Source organism: Tahibacter soli, from assembly GCF_025717065.2.
GTDB classification, from domain to species: Bacteria; Pseudomonadota; Gammaproteobacteria; order Xanthomonadales; family Rhodanobacteraceae; genus Tahibacter; species Tahibacter soli.
The window spans coordinates 61,020-79,316 of sequence record NZ_JAOVZO020000019.1; the positions used below are offsets into that span (position 1 = coordinate 61,020).

Sequence of the window (18,297 nt, forward strand, 5' to 3'; positions counted from 1 at the left end):
CCGAAGGTTCTCCGCCGCATCGTCCGGCCTCCACCGATCGGAACCCTGCACTGATGCGCACCCTGCTCCGCTGTGCCCTGATCCCGCTGCTCGCGCTGTCGGGCGTCTGCTTTGCGCAGAACGCGCCGCCCGTCGAGCCGCGCGCGTCCGTCGACGCGGCGCCGCCGGCCGGCGTCGCCGGCGGCCTCGTGCCGCGCGAGGCGCTCGCGGCCTACGTCGACGGCGTCGTGCAGGCATACATGCGCGACGAGGGCATCGCCGGCGTCACGGTTTCGGTGGTCGACCGCGCCGGGCCGGTACTCGAACGCGGCTACGGCGTCGCGGCGGCCGGGCGCGCGGTCGATCCCGCGACGACGCTGTTCCGCATCGGCTCGACCACGAAGACGTTCACCTACGTCGCGACGATGCAGCTCGTCGAGTCGGGCGCGCTCGGACTCGACGACGATATCAACAAGTATCTTCCGGAACGTTTGCGCATCGCCGACGACGGCTACGGCCCGATTCGCATCTGGCACCTGATGACGCATACGGCCGGCTTCGAGGACAGCGCGCTGGGCCACCTGATCGGCGCCGACCCGGCGCGCGCGTCGAGCCTGGAAGACTATCTCGCGCACTACCGGCCGGCACGCGTACGCGCACCGGGGCTGCATGCCGACTATTCCAACTACTCGGTCGCGCTGCTCGGCGCGATCGTCGCGCGCGTCTCCGGCGAGAGCTACGAGGACTACGTCGAGCGCCATCTGTTCGCGCCGCTCGGCATGACGCACACGACCGTCCGCGAAACGTTGCCGGCCGCGGACCCGCGCCGCGTCGGGGACGCGCTCGCCAAGGACTTCTCGAACGGCTTCAAACGCGAACAGGGCGGCTTCACGGCGAAAGGCTTCGAATACATCGCGCAGGCCGCGCCGGCCGGTTCCGGATCGAGCACGGCCGCCGACATGGGCCGCTGGATGCGCATGCTGATCGGCGCGGGCGCCGGCATCGACGGCGCGCCGAACGTACTGAAGTCCGAGACGTTCGCGGCGATGCGTCAGGAACGTTTCGCCAATGCGCCGGGCGTCGCCGGTTTCGCCCACGGTTTCTTCGCCGGACGCTACGGCGAATACGCGAGCCTCGAGCACGGCGGCGCGACCCTGTACTTCCACACCGGCATGAGCGTTCTGCCCGACGCCGGCATCGGCGTGTTCGTTTCGACGAACACCGATACGGGCTACAAGCTCGCGCGAGACCTGCCGCGGCTCGTCTTCGAATACGCGCTGCCGCTGGCGCGCGCGACGACGCTGCCGGCGGCCGACGAAAAGGCGGCGGGCGACCTCGCGCGCTTCGTCGGCAGCTATCTGGGCGAACGCCGCAGCTTTACCACGGTGGAAACGTTCATCGGCGCGAACGGCGCGCTCGCGAGCGTCGGCGCGAACGGCGGCGATCTCGTCGTCAGCACCGCGCAGGGCGCCAGGCGCTATCGCCGCACCGGCCCGTTGAGCTTCCGCGCGGTCGAAGGCAACGACACGCTCTCGTTCGTCGAAACCGACGGCCGCGTGCGCGGCTTCGCCGCCGGCGGCGGCCATGTGATGTTCGCGCGCACCGGCATCGTCGACAATCCGGGCCTGTTGAACGCGGCGCTCGGCCTGGCGGGCCTTTCGAGCCTGCTCGTGCTCGTCGCCGGCTGGGCGCGCCGCGGTCTCGTGCCGCGCACGCGCGGCACCCATCCGTCCGGCGGTCGCGCACCGGCCGCGGTACTCGTCGGCGCCGCTGTCACATGGCTTGCGTTTCTCGCGACGATCGGCGCGGCGGCGGTGGAGATGGGCGGGCTCGGCAACGATCTCGTCTACCGCTACCCGACCGACAGCCTGCGCGCCGCGGTCGTCGTCGCGTACGTCGCCGCGTTCGCGAGCGCGATCGCGGCGCTGTTCGTGCCCGCCGCGTGGACCGCGCGCGGCTGGAGCTTCTGGCGCAAGCTGCGCTACACCGGCGTCGTCGCGATCATGCTGGCCGCGGTGCTGCTGCTGATCTACTGGCGATTGCTGTTCGCGCCGTATTTTCCCGGCGGCTGACTACTTCTCGACGAACGCGCGTTCGATGACGTAGTCGCCGGGCGTGCCGATGCGCGGCGACACGACGAAGCCGCGCGCGTCGAGCAGCGTCGACAGCGAATCGAGCATGGCCGGGCCGCCGCAGATCATCGCGCGATCGTGCGCCGGATCGAGCGGCGGCAAGCCGACGTCCGCACACAGCTGGCCGCTCGCGAGCAGCGCGTCGAGCCGGCCCTGGTGCACGAACGCTTCGCGCGTGACGGTCGGGTAGTAGACGAGCTTTTCGCGCACGGCGTCGCCGAGGTATTCGTGGTTCGGCAGCTCGTGCTCGAACCAGTCGCGGTACGCAAGATCGGCGACCTGGCGCACGCCGTGCGTCACGACGACCTTGTCGAAGCGCTCATAGGTTTCCGGATCGCGCACGATCGACAGGAACGGCGCGAGGCCCGTGCCGGTCGAGAGCAGATACAGGTGCCTGCCGGGCTTGAGATCGTGCAGCAGCAACGTGCCGGTCGGCTTGCGGCTGACGAGCAATTCGTCGCCTTCGCGCAGATGTTGCAGGCGCGAGGTCAGCGGGCCGTTCGGCACCTTGATGCTGAAGAACTCCAGATGCTCTTCGTAGTTCGCGCTCGCGACGCTGTACGCGCGCATGAGCGGCCGGCCGTCGACCGGCAGGCCGATCATCAGGAACTGCCCGTTCTCGAAGCGCAGGCCCGCGTCGCGGGTGCAGGTGAAGCTGAAAAGGTGTTCGTTCCAATGCCGAACGGCAAGGATGCGTTCTGTTTCGAATGCTGCCATTTTTACAACTCAAAATCTGAAGCGTTGCGCCATCGCTGTTTGCTTTGCTTTTGCTCGTCATTCCGGCGCAGGCCGGAATCCAGCTTGTAACGTCCGATCTTCGTAGAAGCCGACAAGCCGGATCCCGGCCTGCGCCGGGATGACGAGCGAGAGAGCGCCGCGCCACTACGCGGCCGCGGGCTTCTTCAAACCCGCGCCTTCACCGCATCGACGATCCGCTCGACCGTAAATCCGAAATGCGCATACAGCTTGTCGATCGGCGCCGACGCGCCGAACGTTGCGATGCCGACGACGTCGCCTTCGAGGCCCACGTACTTGCGCCAGAAATCCGGATGCGCCGCTTCGATCGCCACGCGCGCGCGGCACCACGACGGCAGCACGCCTTCGCGGTATTCGACCGGCTGCGCATCGAACGCCTCGGTGCACGGCATCGACACGACGCGCGCGCGCACGCCCTGCTGTTCCAGCGTCCGCATCGCCTGCATCGCGAGTTCGACTTCCGAGCCGGTCGCGATCAGGATCGCCTGGAACTTCGCATCGTTCGGATCGGACAGCACATAGCCGCCGCGCGCGATCTGCCCGACCTGCTCGGCCGTGCGCTGCTGATGCGCGAGATTCTGGCGCGAGAAGATCAGGCACGACGGGCCGGACTTGCGTTCGATCGCTTCCTTCCAGGCGACCGCCGACTCGACCGCGTCGCACGGACGCCACACGCGGTTGTTCGGGATGTAGCGCAGGCTCGCCAGATGCTCGATCGGCTGATGCGTCGGGCCGTCTTCGCCCAGGCCGATCGAATCGTGCGTGTACACGTGAATCGCGTGCGCCGGAATCAGCGCCGACATGCGCACGGCGTTGCGCGCGTAGTCGGAGAACACGAGGAACGTCGCGTCGTACGGCACGAAGCCGCCGTGCAGCGCCATGCCGTTGGCGATCGCGGTCATGCCGAATTCGCGCACGCCGAAGTAGACGTAGTTCGCCGCGGCGTCGCCCGAGTTGACGTCCTTGGAACCTTTCCACAAAGTAAGATTGGAATGCGCAAGGTCGGCCGAACCGCCGATCAGTTCCGGCAGCTTCGGGCCGTACGCCTCGAGCGCCATCTGCGACGCCTTGCGCGAGGCGACGACCGGTCCCTCGGCCTGCAGTTTCGCGATGTACGCGTCGGCGTGCGCGGCCCAGTCGGCCGGCAGTTCGCCGTTGACGCGGCGCTCGAACTCGGCGGCGATTTCCGGATGCACGTTGCGGTACTTCGCGAACAGCGCGTTCCAGCGCGTTTCGCGCTCGGCGCCGCGGCTTTCGGCGTTCCACGCGTCGTAGATCTCGTCGGGCACGACGAACGGCGCGTGCGGCCAGCCGAGCTTTTCGCGCGCGAGCGCGATTTCGTCCTTGCCGAGCGGCGCGCCGTGCGCGCCTTCGGTGTTCTGCTTGTTCGGCGCGCCGAAGCCGATGATCGTCTTGCAGCAGATCAGCGTCGGGCGGTCGGGATCGATCGCGGCCGACACGATCGCGGCCTTGATCGCTTCGGGATTGTGGCCGTCGACGTCGCGGATGACTTCCCAGCCGTACGCTTCGAAACGCTTGGCCGTGTCGTCGGTGAACCAGCCGCCGACTTTTCCGTCGATGGAGATGTTGTTGTCGTCGTACAGCGCGACCAGCTTGCCGAGCTTCAGGGTGCCGGCGAGCGAGCACGCCTCGTGCGAGATGCCTTCCATCAGGCAGCCGTCGCCGAGAAACACGTAGGTGTAGTGGTCGACGATCGGGAATTCGTCGCGGTTGAAACGCGCGGCGAGCACTTTTTCGGCGAGCGCGAAGCCGACCGCGTTGGCGAGACCCTGGCCGAGCGGACCGGTCGTGGTTTCGACGCCCGGCGTTTCGCTGGCTTCGGGATGCCCCGCGGTGCGCGAATGCAGCTGGCGGAAGCGCTTCAACTCGTCGATCGGCAGGTCGTAGCCGGTCAGGTGCAGCAGCGAGTACAACAGCATCGAACCGTGGCCGTTCGAGAGCACGAAGCGGTCGCGGTTGAACCACTTCGGGTTCTTCGGGTTGTGGCTAAGGAAGTCGTTCCACAGCACCTCGGCGATGTCGGCCATGCCCATCGGCATGCCCGGATGACCGGATTTGGCGGCTTCGACCGCGTCCATGGACAGCGCACGGACGGCGTTGGCGAGTTCGAGACGGCTCGGCATGAGGGTGGTACTCGGCGAGGATAGGCGACGGGGCGCGACAGCCCTCTATTGTCGCCGATCTGCCCCGCCGTCACCAACGCTGCGGCGTCATGCCGCCGTCCGGCCGCGCCGTCAGGCCGCCAATTCGTCCTCCGTGACTTGCGTCGGCGACTCGGCCGGTCGCGGCACGATGCGCAGGTTGACCACGCTCGGACGCGGCGGCGGCGGCGGGCGCTTGGGTGCGACGCGCGCGATCAGATCGGAAATCCCGCCGGCCGGCAGCGCGGCGAACACGCGTGCGAGCGGTCGGATGTCGTCGAGCAGGAAGAAACGCGTCGTTTCGCTGTCGTAGATGCAGCGCGCGCCGAACGCCGCGGAGAGGGCGGCGAGCGGACTCGTCGTCGGCGCCCACCACAGCGCGCGGCGCACACCGTGACGCAGGCCCAGATCGATCAGCGGCTTGAGCAGCTGCTTGAGCGGCGCGAAGCCGCGGCGATAGCGCGTATCCAGACCGATGTCGTTGAGCACGAGCAACGGCGACTCGTCGTCGCGGCGCGCGTGCGTCAGCCGCTGCCAGTCTTCGCCGCGCAGGTGCGCAAGGGCGGCGGTGCGCTGGTACAGATCGAGCGCTTCGCCGCAGGTCGCCACGCGTGCCCACGCGTAGCCGCCGATCGAACCGTCGCCGTTGGCGAGCAGCGCCGCGCAGGCGCGGCTGCCGAGTTCGCGCGCGAGGCGCTCGCGAAACCGCAGCTGATCTTCCGGCATCAGGCCGGGGGTACGTTCGGCGAGCGCGCGATGCAATTCGAACAGCGGGTCGGCGTAGCCGCGATGGTTGAGCGCGGCGAAGTTGGCGAACGCGGCGACGCCGCCCGTGCCCTCGTGCGCATCGAGCTTGCGCAGCCGCCAGGCCTGCCACGCCCAGAACCACCGCTTTCGCCACGTCGCGCCGTGCGTCCGTTGCGGGGAAAACGTCGCCATGCTGCACTCCCGATGCCTCGTGATGCGCGCACTATCCGTGCTCGCATCCACAGGCGCGAGTCAACAATCGTGGCATATGGCATAGTTTACAAAGCGCTACTTTTCACCCGAATTTGACACGGGTGCCGGTGCTCGGCTCGGCCACGACGCGCGGCGGCCGCGGCGGTCGCGGCGGCGCCACGCGACAGAGCAGGTCGGCGATACCGCTGGCCGGCAGCGCGGCGAAGATCTGCGCGAGCGGCCGCACGTCGGCGAGCGTGAAGAAGGCCGCCGTCGGCGTCTCCAGCGCGCGGTCGGCGCCGAACGCGAGCGACAGCGCATACAGCGGACTCGTCCGTGGCGCCCACCAGATCGCGCGCGTCGCACCGTGTTTCAGGCCCATCTCGATCAGCGGCTTGAGCAGTTTCTTGAGCGGCGCGAAACCGTGACGGTACGCGGGATCGAGCCCGATGCCGTTGAGCGCGAGGACCGGCGCTTCGCGCAGACCGGCCGCCGCGCGCAGTTCGAGATACCGCCACTGGTCGTGTCCGAGCCCGGCCAGCGTCGGAATCCGCCGATAGTGTTCGAACGCCTGCGCCGGCGAGCCGACGCGCGCCCAGCAATAGCCGCCGATCGTGCCGGCCGGCGCGGCGAACAACGTCGCGCACGCGGTACCGTGCAGCTCGCGGATCAGGCGCTCGCGGAAATAGGTCGCGCTTTCCGGCAACAGTCCCGGCGCGTGATGGGCGAGCGCATGGTGCAGGTCGAACAGCGCGTCGGTGTAGCCGTGGCTTTCGAGCGAGGCGAAGTCGTCGACGACGGCGACGCCTCCGGCCGTTTCGTGTGCGCGATGCTTGCGCAGGCGCCAGGCCTGCCAGCGCCAGAACCAGCGGGTGCGCCGGGGCGCCGCAACGGCGCCGTAGCCGGCGTCCGCGCCGCCGAAGAGGAACGTTTGCGATAGCGCCATGACCGAGCCTCCCTGAAAGGCCGGCTGTGGAGAACTGCGATAGGGACTATCCGCCCGTTGCGCGGGTCAAGCGAGTTAACAATCGTTGCAGAATGTTGCAGCCGCGGCTCAGCGGCTGGCGCGGCGGCTGCCGCTGATGAGGTCGCGCAACTGCGCGACACGCTTCAAGTCCGGCGCGACCGGCGCGAGCGCCTCCTTGAGCACCGGCGCGGCAAGATCGAGCCAGTGCGACGCTTCCGGTACGTTGCCGGCGCCGAACTCGGCCTCGGCACGGTCGAGCATGAACGCCGCGGTGAGCGGATGCCGCTCGCCCCATCCGGTCACCATGAATTCCTGCGCGGCGACGGTGTCGGCGAGGCCGCCGGCCGCGTCGCCGCCGTGCCGCTTGATCCGCGCGAGCAGCTGCAGACGTTGCGCCTTGAACAGCGGCGTCAGCGGCGCGCCGGTTTCGGTCGTCGCATCGATCTGGCGGCGCGCCTCGTCGTAGCGCTCGCTGCGACGCAGCCAGTCGGCGAGCTGCAGCATCGACTTGACCGTTTCGATGTTGCCGTCGCCGAGCTTCTCGCGTCGCGTCGCGAGCGCGGCGTCGAGCAGCGTCTTTGACTCGGCCAGCTCGCCGCGCGCGAGCAGCGCGCGCGCGAGATTGGCCTGGGCGCGCGCGATGATCACGGCGTTCGGCGTCTTCGACGCGGCGCGCATCGCGAGCGAGCGGCGAAACAGCGGCTCGGCCGCGGCGTAGTCGCCCATGTCCTCGAACGCCGACGCGAGATTGTTGAGCGGTCGCGCGGCGGCGGCGTCTTCCGGGCCGCCGAGCGCGAGGTCGATGCGCATCGCTTCGCGGTAGTGCGCGGCGGCGTCGCGGAAGCGGCCGGCGTCGTGCAGTACCGAGCCCAGTTCGTTGTGACCGAGCGACACGTTGCGGCTTTCGAAGCCGTCCTGCTCGCGGCGCGCCGCGAGGATGTGCTCGAGCACCGGAATCGCCTCGGTCGGGCGGCCGTTGCGCGACAGATTCTTGGCCGCGTTCTCGAGCGTGATCAGCACGTTCGGATGCTTGTCGCTGCCGTGCAGACGGCGCTTGATCGCGAGCGCGCGATCGAACGCCTCGACGGCACGATCGACCTCGCCGCGCTCGCGATAGAGAATGCCGAGGTTGTGCAGCGTCGCGGCGATCGATCCCTCGTTGCCGAGCCGCCGGCGCACATCGAGGGCGCGCTCGAAATCGCGTTCGGCCGCATCGAACTGCGACAGCCCCACTTCGACCAGCGCGAGCGTGTTCCATGAATCGGCGAGTTCGGCCTCGACCGGCGGCACCTGCGCTTCGCGGATCGCGAGCGCTTCGCGCGCGAGGACGAGCGCCTCGTCGTCGCGATCGTTGTTGGTCAGGACGACCGCCGCGCGGCTCAGCGCGTCGGCGCGCGCGTCGGGCCTGGCGAGGCCGGACGAACCCCACAGGTCGGCGGCCTGGCGATACAGCGCGATCGACCGCTCGGGCTGACCGAGCATCTCCCACGCGCGTCCGAGCACTTCGTACAGGCGCGCGCGCACGGCCGGCTGGTCGGCGAGCGTCGCGTCGATGCGCCGCGTGCCTTCGTCGAGCATTTCGCGCGCGCTGACGTCACGGCGCTGCGGATTCTTCTCGGGATTGGCGAACTCGAACACGGAGGAGAGAAACTCGCTCACCTGCTCGGCCGTCGCCGCCTGCACCTTCGCTTCGCGCTCGGCCGCGAGCGCGCGGTCGCGCTCGTTGACGATCCTCCAGCTGGACAAGGCCAGAATTGTACAAATTGCAAAACCCGCAGCGAACAGCGGCCAGCGCCGGCGCACGAGGCGACCGTAGCGGTACAGGAACGTCTGCGGCCTCGCCGACACCGTCTTGCGGTCGAGAAAGCGCTCGACGTCCTCGGCGAGCGCGTCGGCCGACGCGTAGCGCAGCGCCGGACGCTCGGCGGTGGCCCGCAGCACGATCGCGTCGAGATCGCCCGCCAGCGCGCGGCGCCACGGAATGCCGGCCGCGACGAGTTCGCTCGGCCGGCGCTCGGCGCGGCCGAGCTGCGTGACGGTCAGGTCTTCGGCGTCCAGGCGCGCCTTGCGGCCGGTAACGAGCTCGAACAGGATCAGGCCGAGCGAATAGACGTCGCTCGCGACCGTCACGGCGGCGCCGTCGATCTGCTCGGGACTGGCGTAACCCGGCGTGAAGAACGCATCGCCCGGCGCGCCTTCGCGCGACAGGTCGAGCGCGCGCGCGATGCCGAAGTCGAGCAGCACCGGCGCGCCGTCGGCGCGCACGAGCACGTTCGACGGCTTCAGGTCGCAGTGCACGATCAGGCGCTGGTGCGCGAACGCGACCGCGCGACAGACGTTGCGGAACAGGCGCAGCCGCGCCGGCAGGTCGAGTCCGCGCTCGCGGCACGAACGATCGATCTGCACGCCGTCGACGTATTCCATGACGAGGTAGGGCTGGCCGCCCGGCGTCGCGCCGCCGTCGATCAGGCGGGCGATGTGCGGATGCTGCAGTCCCGCGAGCATCTGCCGCTCGGCGGCGAGCCGCGCCAGCGCATCGGCGGTCGGAAAGCCGCGCAGGAGCTTGATCGCGGCCTGCTGCGTGAAGTGTCCGTCGGCGCGCTCGGCGAGATAGACCGCGCCCATGCCGCCGCTGGCCAGGCGCTCGACGAGCCGCCACGCACCGATGCGCTCGCCCACGCCGAGTTCGGTTTCGGGCATCGCGTGCAGCAGCGCCGCGACGGGCGCGACGACACGCTTGAGTTCGCGCGTTTCGGAGGAGATGAGCGCCTCGACCTCGGCCGCGAGCGCGGTATCGGCGCCGGATTTCGCCAGGTGCGCGCGACGCTCGTCGACCGGAAGATCGCAGACTTCCTCGAACAGCCTGCGCAGCATCGCGAATCGCGCCGGCGCGGACATCAGCTCAGGACGCGGTTGAGCCAGGCGCGCGCGAAGCGCAGGTCGCGATCGACGGTCGGCACCGACACGCCGACGACCGCGGCGATCTCTTCGCGCTCCATGCCGGCGAAATAGCTCATCTCGACGACGCGCGCGATGCGCGAATCCTCGGCGTGCAGCTGGTTGAGCGCCTGGTCGAGCGCGAGGAGATCGAGTTCGATGCGCTGGCCTTCGGACGCCTCGGCCGCGCTCAGCGTCACGAGGACGATGTCGCCGCCGCGCTTGGCCGCGAGCCGCGAACGCGCGTGATCGACCAGCACCGAGCGCATGTGCATCGCCGCGAACGCCAGAAAATGCGCGCGATTCTGCCAATCCGTGTCGCTGCCGAGCAGACGCAGCAGCGCCTCGTGCACGAGCGCGGTCGGTTCGAGCGTCTGCACGGGCCCTTCGCGGCGCAGACGCACGGCGGCCATTTCGCGCAGCGTGTCGTACAGGCGCGGCATCAGGCGTTCGAGCGCCGAACGGTCGCCCCCGCGCCAGGCATGCAGAAGTTCGGTCACATCACCGGCAGAGGTCATACTCGCCCTTGCGTTCTCAAGCCAAACGTCGACGCAGTTCAGTGTGCTTCCCGCGGCACACTCCGTGCACAAGCCGCGCCAGATGCCATCGCATCCAGTCGGACAGGTGCTACCGCAACGTTCGCTCGACCCGCCTCGACAAACCTTGCACGGGTCGAATTGTGCCGGATACGCCAGCGTCTTGTCGTGGGTTGTGAAGCCGCGCGGCGTTCGACGCCGCACGCGCGTTCATCCGGCGGCCGGCGCTTCCTCTGTCGTATCGGCACCCTCTCGTCTCGCCACGACGACCGCCGTCGCAAGATCGCCAGTCACGTTCAACGCGGTGCGGCACATGTCGAGGAAACGATCGACCCCGAGGATGATGCCGATCGCCTCGGGCGGCACGTGCAGATACGTCAGGATCATCGCGATGACCGGCAGCGAGCCTGCCGGTACGCCGGCGGTGCCGATCGAACCGAGAATGCACAGGCCGAGCACCATGATCTGCTGGACCCAGCCGAGCTCGACGCCGAAGCACTGCACGAGGAACAGTACGGTCAGGCCTTCGAACAGCGCGGTGCCGTGATGATTGGCGCTCGCGCCGATCGTCAGCACGAAGCGCGCGACCTTCGGCGGCAGGCGCAGGTTCTGTTCGGCGCATTTGAGCGTGGTCGGCAGCGTGCCGGTCGACGAGGCGGTGGAGAACGCGGTGAGAATCGCCTCCTGCGAGTCGCGGAAGAAGCGCCGCGGACTCATGCCGCCCATGAAGCGCACCCACAGCGGCAGCACGACGAAGCCGTGGATCGCGATCGCCAGCAGTACCGAGAACGCGTACCACGCGAGCGTCATGAGCGTGTCCCAGCCGAAGCGCGCGGTCAGCGCGAACATCAGACAGGCGACCGCGTACGGCGTCAGCTTGACGACCATGCCGATGAGCTTCATGACGAGCTCGTTCAGCCCCTGGATCGCTTCGCGGAAGCGCTGCGTCGCCGGCGTCGGCGTCAGGACGAGCGCGACGCCGAGCATGATCGCGAAGAACATCACCGCGAGGAAGTCGCCGTTGCTCGCGGCCTTGACGACGTTGCGCGGCACGATGCCGAGAATCATCTCGATGACCGAGAGCGTCGGCTTCGAATCGGTGATCGCATGCGCCTTCTGCGCGCTGCCGGCGAGCAGCGCGTCGCGCACGGCCGGGTCGAACGCGCGGCCCGGTTCGATCAGGTGCACCACGAGGAGACCGATCGCGATCGCGATGCTCGTGACGACGCCGGTGTAGATCAGCGTGCGCCATCCGATGCGTCCGAGCGAGGCGATGTCGCCGATCTCGGTGACGCCCAGGATCAGCGCCGTGAACATCAGCGGCAGCACGAGCATGAAAAGCAGATTCAGGAACAGCTGTCCGCCCGGCGCGGCGACATAGTCGACGAGACCCGAGACGATGGCCGACTGCGGTCCGGCGAGGTAGGCGATCGCGCCGCCGATGATGCCGACCGCGAAGCCGATCAGCACTTTCCAGTGCAGGGCGAGTCCGCGCTCGGGCGGTGTCACGGTAGCGGCGGCATGGCTCATGTCGGCTCGTCGGTTCGTAGGCGGAAACGCGAAACCTACCGGAGCCCGACCTTCGAGGCAACGCAAGAAGAGCCCGATGCGACAGGGGGGACGCATCGGGCTCGTGGTGGTCATCCTGACCAGAGCACCCTGCCCGTCCAGACAACTCCCTGAGAGCTTGCGACAGCGTCCGGCGGCCCGGATTCCCGAGGACCCGCCCGGACAACGTGCCTCGACGGCAAGCGTCGACGGCAACCGTTGCGGCCGCTGGTTCAAACAGGGGGTTTGACCAATCGGCGCGCCGCGCAGACTACGTGCCGGCGCGCCCGATTTCCGTCCACTGCGTCACGTCATCGCCGCGCGTAGCGGAAGAGTTCAGCGACGTGACGATTTCGGCCACAACGGCGGCAACGCCGCATCGTCGTTCGACGCGGCGACATGTGAGCGCCGCGTGAAACCCGGCGCGAACGCCGCGGCCGTCTGCGACGGCACCGCCCCGGCGCCGTCGGCCGCATAGCAGGCGCGCTGCAGCGCCTCGATAGCGTCGCGTTGCGCGGGCGAGTCGAGTTGCGCGGCCAGTTCGCCCAGGTGAGTCGCGCGGATGCCTTCGGCCTGCGCCCAGCGCAGCAGCGCGCGCGCGCACTTGCGTGCGTCGCCGCCGCTCGCGGCGCGCGCGAAGGCGCCGCGCGAGCCCAGCGTCGCCGTCGAGTCGTTCGTGCGCGTCGGCGTCGCAACGCGAGCGATGCCGGCACGCGTGCGCCACCACCAGAACGCGATCGCGACACTTGCCAGCCACAAGGCGAAGCTCGCGAGCGCGAGCGTGCGCCAGGGGCCGGCGTCGGACACGGGCGCCGCATCGGCCGGCGCGGGCGACGTCGTTGCGGGCGTGTCGGCCGCTGCCGGCGGGACGGCGGGTGCGGCGGCGCCGGCGACGCCCGCCGCGATGACGATGTCCTGCGCCGGCACGATCGCGCTCGCCGGCTGGTCCTTCGCGGTATCCCACCAGTCGAGCGTGATCGCGGGAATGTGCAAGGTGCCGGGCCGCGTCGGCACGATCGCGAACTTGCGGCTGCGCTCGCCGAAGATCCACGTGCCGTTGTCGCGCGTGCGCGTCGTCGGCTTGTCGGGATAGATCTCGGCACCGTCGATCGCCGGCAGCGCGAGTTCGGGAATCTGCTCGAAACCGAGGCCCTGGGCGCGCGCGGTCAGCGTCAGCGTCAGCGGTTCGCCGACGCGCCCGCCGGCCGACGCGTCGATGCCGGCCGCGGACAGTTCCAGCGTCTGCGCCGGCAGCCACGGCCCGTCGCCGGACTGCGGCGGGCGCGGCTTGACGTCGAGCGTCACGCCCTGCGATTGCGTCGACACCATGCGACCGCGGCCGAAGAACATCGCCGACGGATCGTTGCCGCTGATCGCGCGACCGCGAAACTTGAGCGGCGGCAGTTCGATCGTGCCGCTCTTCTCGGGCAGGCCGGCGTAGCGCTGTTCGAGCACGCGAAAGCGGCGCCCGCCGCGCTCGGCGTCGTAGGCACGGCCCTGGCCGAGCTTCTGGATCACGAGCCCCTGCGCCTGCAGCGGTTCGAGTTCGTAGTCGGAGAGGTTCACCGCGACGTACACCTTGACCGTCAGCGACACCTGCTGCTGCACGTAAGGCGTCAGCGGATCGGCCGACAATTCGACGATGATCTCTTCGTTGCCGCTCGTCGCGGCCGGCGCGGCGGTGACGTTAAGGCTCAGCGGCTGCGTCGTCGCGCCGGCGACCGCGAGCGCCGGCACCGTCAGGCGTCCGACGCGCCGCGGCTGCAGCGACACGCCCCACAACTGCTTCGCCGTCGCCTGCCCGTTGACGATGTTGACCGAGCTGGAACTCGACGGGTCCATCACTTCGAAGTCGTTCTTCAACGCATCGAAACTCGGCGCGCTCGCGCCGGTGCCCGTCGCCTCGATGTTGAGCGCCACGGTTTCGCCGAGCTGCACCGTGTCGCGATCAAGCCACGCGCGCACGTCGGCCGCGCGCGCGGCGGGCAGCCACGCGCCGATGCATGCGAGCGCGACGAGCGCCGTGCGGAGGATCCTCGCCATCACCGTTCTCCTTTGCCCGCGTCGCGCTGGCGGCGTTCGTATTCGAGCTGAAACTTGCGCCGCAGCAGGCCACCCGGGTCGTCCGGCACGCGTTCGAGCCACTGTTCGACCGCCTGTCGCTGTTCGCGCTGGGTATCCGATTCGACGCGCGCCTTCGCGGCCTGCCCCTGTTCGGGTTCCTTGCCGGCCTGTTCGACCGCCTTGTCCATCGCCTTGCGAAACGTTTCGCGCTGCTCCTGCTGTTTCTGCGCGTCCTTCTCGGCACCGGCCTCGCCGCTGCGCTCGCCGTCCTTGCCGTCGGCACTGCGCTCGGGATCGGTGCCGCCGCGACTGTTCTGCGCACCTTCTTTCGAATCGTCGGAACCCGACGGCTTGCCGTCAGCCGATTCCTTCTGCTCCTGCGGCGACGAGTTCTGCTCGCCCTGCCGCTTGTCGCCCTGTTGCTGCTGATCCTCTTCGCCGCCGCCGGACTGCCCCTGCCCGCCCTGCGCCGACTTGCCGTTCTTGTCGTCCGGCTTCTGTTGATTCTGTTGCTGCTTTTTCAACCAGGCCTCGACCGCCTGCTTGTTCGCCTGCGCATCGGCATGCCCGGGGTTCTGCGCTATCGCTTCGTCCCACGCCTTGATCGCTTCCTGCCACTGCTGCTGTTGCGCGAGCGCGTTGCCGCGGTTGTATGCCGACTCGGCGTCTTCGGATGCCGCGTATTCCCGCGTCGCCGCCGCGTAGTCGCCGGCACGAAACGCGGCGGCGCCGCGCAGGTCGGCGTCCTGCGCGAGCTCCTGCGCGCGTTTGGCGTCGCCGCCTTCGAGCGCGTTCCACGCCTGCCGGTCGCGGCTCGCCCACAGGTCGGCGAAGTCGAACGCGCGCGCGGGTGCCGTCGCGCCCGCGCCGACGGCGAACACCGCGAGCATCAGCCAGCCGCGCCGGAAACCGGCGAGCGCGAGCGGTATCAGCGCGAGCGCGAGCCACGGACCGCGATCGCGCCATTGCTGCGACGCGACCTCGTCGGCGAGCGCCGCGCCGCCGGGCGACGCCGGCGCGACGCCGCGGTCGGCGAGCGGCGCCACATCGCCGGCGGCGTCGACGTAACGGCCGCCACCGGCCTGCGCGACCGCCGCGAGCGCGGCGGCGTCGAGCTTCGGAATCACGATGTTGCCTTGTGTATCTTTCAAGAAATCGCCCTGCGGCAGGCTGACCGGCGCGCCCTGCGCCGTGCCGACCGCGAGCACCGACACGCGCACGCCCTGCGCGGCGGCGGCGTTCGCGGCGGCCGTCGCGTCGGCGCTGACGCTGTCGGCGACGAGGATCAGGTCGCCGCCGCGCTGGCCGCTCTGCGCGATGAGATCCACGCCGCGACGGATGGCGACCGCGGTCGCGTTGCCGCCGACCGGCATCACGGTCGGGTCGAGCCCGTCGAGCAGGTTTTCGACGGTTTTGGCGTCGTCGGTCAACGGCGCGACGACGAACGCGTCGCCGGCGTAGCCGACGAGCGCGACCTGTCCGTCGCGCAGCCGTGCGAGCAGGTCGCGCACCTTGAAGCGCGCACGCGTCAACCGGTCGGGCTTGAGGTCGGCCGCGAGCATCGTCGGCGAGAGTTCGAACGCGATCACCGTGGCCGCCTGGTTGCGCTGCACCGGTATCGGCAGGCGTTCCCAGGCCGGCCCCGCGAGCGCGGCGACCGCGACGATCCACGCGAGACACGCCAGCACCATCGGCGCGCGCCGCGCGGTTTCGGCGCCGGTCACCAGATGCGGCAGCAGGTGCGCGTCGACGACCTTCGCCCACGTGCGCCACTGCGCGTCGCCGCGTCGCAACGCGAACCACAGTGCCGGCAGCGCGATCAGCGCGAGCCACCACCAGGGCCGCAAAAAGTGGAATTCGCCGATCATGCGGTGCTCCCGGCGAGCCGTCCCGGCCATTGCGCGACGAGCGCCGCGGCCAGCGCGACGAGCAGCGCGAGCGACAGCGGCAGGTGGAACAGTTCCTTCACGGGGCGATATCGCTCGGCCTGGTCGGCGGCGGGTTCGAGACGGTCGATTTCGCGATAGATGCCGGCGAGTTCGGCCGTGTCGCGCGCGCGGAAGAACCTGCCGCCGGTCTTGTCGGCGATTTCGGTCATCAGCGCGACGTCGAGATCGGCCGACGGATTGACGGTGTGCGTGCCGAACATGTCGTTGACGCGCATGCGTTCGGCGCCGAAGCCGATCGTATACACGCGTACTTTTTCCGTCTGCGCCAATTCGGCGGCCTTGCGCGGATCGAGTTCGCCGGCGGTGTTGACGCCGTCCGTTAGCAGCACGACGACGCGCTGCGCTTCGGGCCGGTCGCGCAGGCGCTTGACCGCGAGGCCGAGCGCGTCGCCGATCGCCGTGTCGCTGCCGGCGAGGCCGATCGCCGACTCTTCGAGCTGCGTGCGCACGGTTTTCAGGTCGAACGTCAGCGGCGTCAGAAGGTATGCGCGCGTGCCGAACAGGATCAGGCCGACGCGGTCGCCCAGGCGCCGCGCGATGAAGTCGCCGAGCACGACCTGCATCGCCTCGAAGCGCGACGCGCCGCGCTGGCCCAGCGTCATGTCTTCGGTCTTCATGCTGCCGGACACGTCGACCGCGAGCAGCATCTCGCGGCCGCTGCGCGGCAGGTCGAGCGGCTCGCCGGTCCATTGCGGCCGTGCCACCGCCGCGACGACGAGCGCCCAGACGATCCACGGCCAGACGCGGCGGCTCGTGCGCGCGGTCGCCGCGTGGCTGTCGCCTTGCGCATCGAACACGCCGACATGCGGCAGGCGCAGCGCGGCGCCCGACTCCGTCGCCGGCGCGGCGAGCCGCGCGACGATCCACGGCAGCGGCAGCAGCGCGAACAGCCATGGCCAGGCCCATTCAAACATCGGCCAGCTCCGTCGCGAGCACACGTCGCGTATGCCGGTCGACGAGCGCGTACAAGCGCGCCGCGTCGATCCTCGCGGCCGGTCGGTACGGTGCGTCGACGAGCGCGTCGCGCACGTCGGCGAAGCCGTCGCCATGGCGGTCGAGAAACGCGATCCACGCCGATCCGCTCAACGCCGGGGCGTCGGCGCGCACGAGGCTCGACAGGCGCCGCAGATGCTCGGACAGCGCCGCGGCGAAACGCGTATCGTCGCCGTCGCGGCGCCAGTCGGCCTCAAGCCGCGCGAGCGCGGCGATCACGCGGCGATCTCGCCGCACGCGTCGCAGGCGCCCCGAGCCGCGGCGCGCGAGAAGCACCAGCACAAGAATCGACAAGGCAAAAAGTATCCACCAGCCCGGCGCGGGCGGCCACCACGACGGTTCGACCGGCAGGTGGATGTCGCGCAGCTGCGGCAGGTCGTCGGCCATCACGCCGCTCCCCGCCGCGCCGCGAGCGCGAGGCCCAGCAGCGCGAGGCTGCGCGCGAGTTCGTCGCGCGTGTCGACCGGCAGCACCGCGATGCCGAGCTTGCGCGCGGCGTCGACGAACGTCGCGCGGCGGCGGCGGAACGCCTCTACCCACGCGCCGTCGTGCGCGCCGTCGCCGAATTCGAAGCGGCGGCGCTCGCCGCCGATCGCGAACGTGTAGCGTCCGCGCGGCGGCGCGGCGAGTTCGAGCGCGTCGGTCAACATCAGCACCTTGATGTCGCAATGCGTCGCGAGCCGCGTCAGCGGCGCCTGCGCGGCCGCGTCGGCGCAGAAGCCGTCGGTCGCGACGATCACGAGACTGCCGGGCCGCGCGAGCCGGCGCGTGCGTTCGAGCGCTTCGGACAGCGGCGACGCCGTTTGCGTCGCGCGCGCGAGCGCGTCCCATTCGACGAAGCTGCGCAGGCAGCGCAGCGCGCCGCGCGGACCGCCGGCCGGGCGTACCTCGCCGGTCACGCCGCCGCCGAAGCCGACGGCACCGACGCGATCGCCGCCGCGCACGGCGCTCCACGCGATCAGCGCGGCGGCGCGCGCGGCCTGCACCGACTTGAAGCGCACGCGCGTGCCGAACTGCATGCTCGGGTTGTGATCGAGCACGAACAGCACGCTGCGTTCGCGCTCTTCCTGGAACACCTTCGTGTGCGGCCGTCCCGTGCGCGCGGTGACGCGCCAGTCCATGCTGCGGATGTCGTCGCCGGGCTGGTAGGCGCGCGACTCGACGTAGTCGACGCCGCGTCCGCGAAAGCGCGACGTCTTGATGCCGGACGAATCGGCGGCGACCTTGCGCGACGCGGCGAGCACGAGCGCGCGCGCGGCGAGGCGCTGCGCGATCAGCGCGTCGAGCCGGACGCTGACGGCCGACGTCGCGGCGGTGGTTGCTGGCGTCGCCATG

13 protein-coding genes are annotated in these 18,297 nt (G+C 70.0%); 1 reads left to right on the forward strand and 12 read right to left on the reverse strand.

Features of this window, described 5'->3' with window-relative positions; genetic code table 11:
* Window positions 1-53 precede the first annotated feature (53 nt).
* Complete coding sequence (locus tag OD750_RS19440; RefSeq protein WP_263541032.1) at window positions 54-2,051, forward strand: serine hydrolase domain-containing protein; 1,998 nt, start codon at window positions 54-56, stop codon at window positions 2,049-2,051.
* On the opposite strand, the gene OD750_RS19445 is transcribed toward OD750_RS19440, so the two are convergent.
* The 12 genes from OD750_RS19445 to OD750_RS19500 form a co-directional block, all read right to left on the reverse strand.
* Window positions 2,052-2,828: a ferredoxin--NADP reductase gene (locus OD750_RS19445; RefSeq protein WP_263541031.1), complete on the reverse strand. Its 777-nt coding sequence runs from the start codon at window positions 2,826-2,828 to the stop codon at window positions 2,052-2,054. It abuts the gene before it with no gap.
* 185 nt (window positions 2,829-3,013) lie between these two features.
* Complete coding sequence (gene tkt, locus OD750_RS19450; protein WP_263541030.1) at window positions 3,014-5,011, reverse strand: transketolase; 1,998 nt, start codon at window positions 5,009-5,011, stop codon at window positions 3,014-3,016.
* Between the two features lie 111 nt (window positions 5,012-5,122).
* Entirely contained in the window at window positions 5,123-5,968 is an 846-nt protein-coding gene (locus OD750_RS19455; protein WP_263541029.1) for a hypothetical protein, read from the reverse strand.
* A gap of 103 nt (window positions 5,969-6,071) precedes the next feature.
* A complete protein-coding gene (locus OD750_RS19460) occupies window positions 6,072-6,914 on the reverse strand; it encodes a hypothetical protein (RefSeq protein ID WP_263541028.1) in 843 nt (280 codons plus the stop codon).
* 108 nt (window positions 6,915-7,022) lie between these two features.
* The gene (locus OD750_RS19465; RefSeq protein WP_263541027.1) at window positions 7,023-9,809 is read right to left on the reverse strand and encodes a serine/threonine-protein kinase; all 2,787 of its coding nucleotides are present in this window, start codon (window positions 9,807-9,809) and stop codon (window positions 7,023-7,025) included.
* 23 nt (window positions 9,810-9,832) lie between these two features.
* Window positions 9,833-10,390 (reverse strand): ECF-type sigma factor, encoded by a 558-nt coding sequence (locus OD750_RS19470; protein WP_263541026.1) that lies wholly within the window; start codon window positions 10,388-10,390, stop codon window positions 9,833-9,835.
* A gap of 228 nt (window positions 10,391-10,618) precedes the next feature.
* Window positions 10,619-11,938 carry a dicarboxylate/amino acid:cation symporter gene (locus tag OD750_RS19475; protein ID WP_263541025.1) on the reverse strand — a complete coding sequence of 440 codons (1,320 nt, stop codon included), beginning with the start codon at window positions 11,936-11,938 and terminating at the stop codon, window positions 10,619-10,621.
* 354 nt (window positions 11,939-12,292) lie between these two features.
* Window positions 12,293-13,999, reverse strand: a complete 1,707-nt coding sequence (locus OD750_RS19480) for a BatD family protein (protein WP_263541024.1) — start codon at window positions 13,997-13,999, stop codon at window positions 12,293-12,295.
* Entirely contained in the window at window positions 13,999-15,888 is a 1,890-nt protein-coding gene (locus tag OD750_RS19485) for a VWA domain-containing protein (RefSeq protein WP_263541023.1), read from the reverse strand. The genes OD750_RS19480 and OD750_RS19485 overlap by 1 nt, the downstream gene beginning before the upstream one ends.
* Window positions 15,885-16,883, reverse strand: a complete 999-nt coding sequence (locus OD750_RS19490; protein WP_263541022.1) for a vWA domain-containing protein — start codon at window positions 16,881-16,883, stop codon at window positions 15,885-15,887. Before OD750_RS19490 ends, OD750_RS19485 begins: the two co-directional genes overlap by 4 nt.
* Complete coding sequence (locus tag OD750_RS19495) at window positions 16,876-17,349, reverse strand: DUF4381 domain-containing protein (RefSeq protein ID WP_263541021.1); 474 nt, start codon at window positions 17,347-17,349, stop codon at window positions 16,876-16,878. The genes OD750_RS19490 and OD750_RS19495 overlap by 8 nt, the downstream gene beginning before the upstream one ends.
* Complete coding sequence (locus OD750_RS19500) at window positions 17,349-18,296, reverse strand: DUF58 domain-containing protein (protein WP_263541020.1); 948 nt, start codon at window positions 18,294-18,296, stop codon at window positions 17,349-17,351. Before OD750_RS19500 ends, OD750_RS19495 begins: the two co-directional genes overlap by 1 nt.
* Window position 18,297: the final 1 nt, after the last annotated feature.

Coding starts and splice junctions, on each gene's coding strand:
- OD750_RS19440 (WP_263541032.1), top strand. CDS start 54: ATGCGCACCCTGCTCCGCTGTGCCCTGATCCCGCTGCTCGCGCTGTCG.
- OD750_RS19445 (WP_263541031.1), bottom strand. CDS start 2,828: ATGGCAGCATTCGAAACAGAACGCATCCTTGCCGTTCGGCATTGGAAC.
- tkt (WP_263541030.1), bottom strand. CDS start 5,011: ATGCCGAGCCGTCTCGAACTCGCCAACGCCGTCCGTGCGCTGTCCATG.
- OD750_RS19455 (WP_263541029.1), bottom strand. CDS start 5,968: ATGGCGACGTTTTCCCCGCAACGGACGCACGGCGCGACGTGGCGAAAG.
- OD750_RS19460 (WP_263541028.1), bottom strand. CDS start 6,914: ATGGCGCTATCGCAAACGTTCCTCTTCGGCGGCGCGGACGCCGGCTAC.
- OD750_RS19465 (WP_263541027.1), bottom strand. CDS start 9,809: ATGCTGCGCAGGCTGTTCGAGGAAGTCTGCGATCTTCCGGTCGACGAG.
- OD750_RS19470 (WP_263541026.1), bottom strand. CDS start 10,390: ATGACCTCTGCCGGTGATGTGACCGAACTTCTGCATGCCTGGCGCGGG.
- OD750_RS19475 (WP_263541025.1), bottom strand. CDS start 11,938: ATGAGCCATGCCGCCGCTACCGTGACACCGCCCGAGCGCGGACTCGCC.
- OD750_RS19480 (WP_263541024.1), bottom strand. CDS start 13,999: ATGGCGAGGATCCTCCGCACGGCGCTCGTCGCGCTCGCATGCATCGGC.
- OD750_RS19485 (WP_263541023.1), bottom strand. CDS start 15,888: ATGATCGGCGAATTCCACTTTTTGCGGCCCTGGTGGTGGCTCGCGCTG.
- OD750_RS19490 (WP_263541022.1), bottom strand. CDS start 16,883: ATGTTTGAATGGGCCTGGCCATGGCTGTTCGCGCTGCTGCCGCTGCCG.
- OD750_RS19495 (WP_263541021.1), bottom strand. CDS start 17,349: ATGGCCGACGACCTGCCGCAGCTGCGCGACATCCACCTGCCGGTCGAA.
- OD750_RS19500 (WP_263541020.1), bottom strand. CDS start 18,296: ATGGCGACGCCAGCAACCACCGCCGCGACGTCGGCCGTCAGCGTCCGG.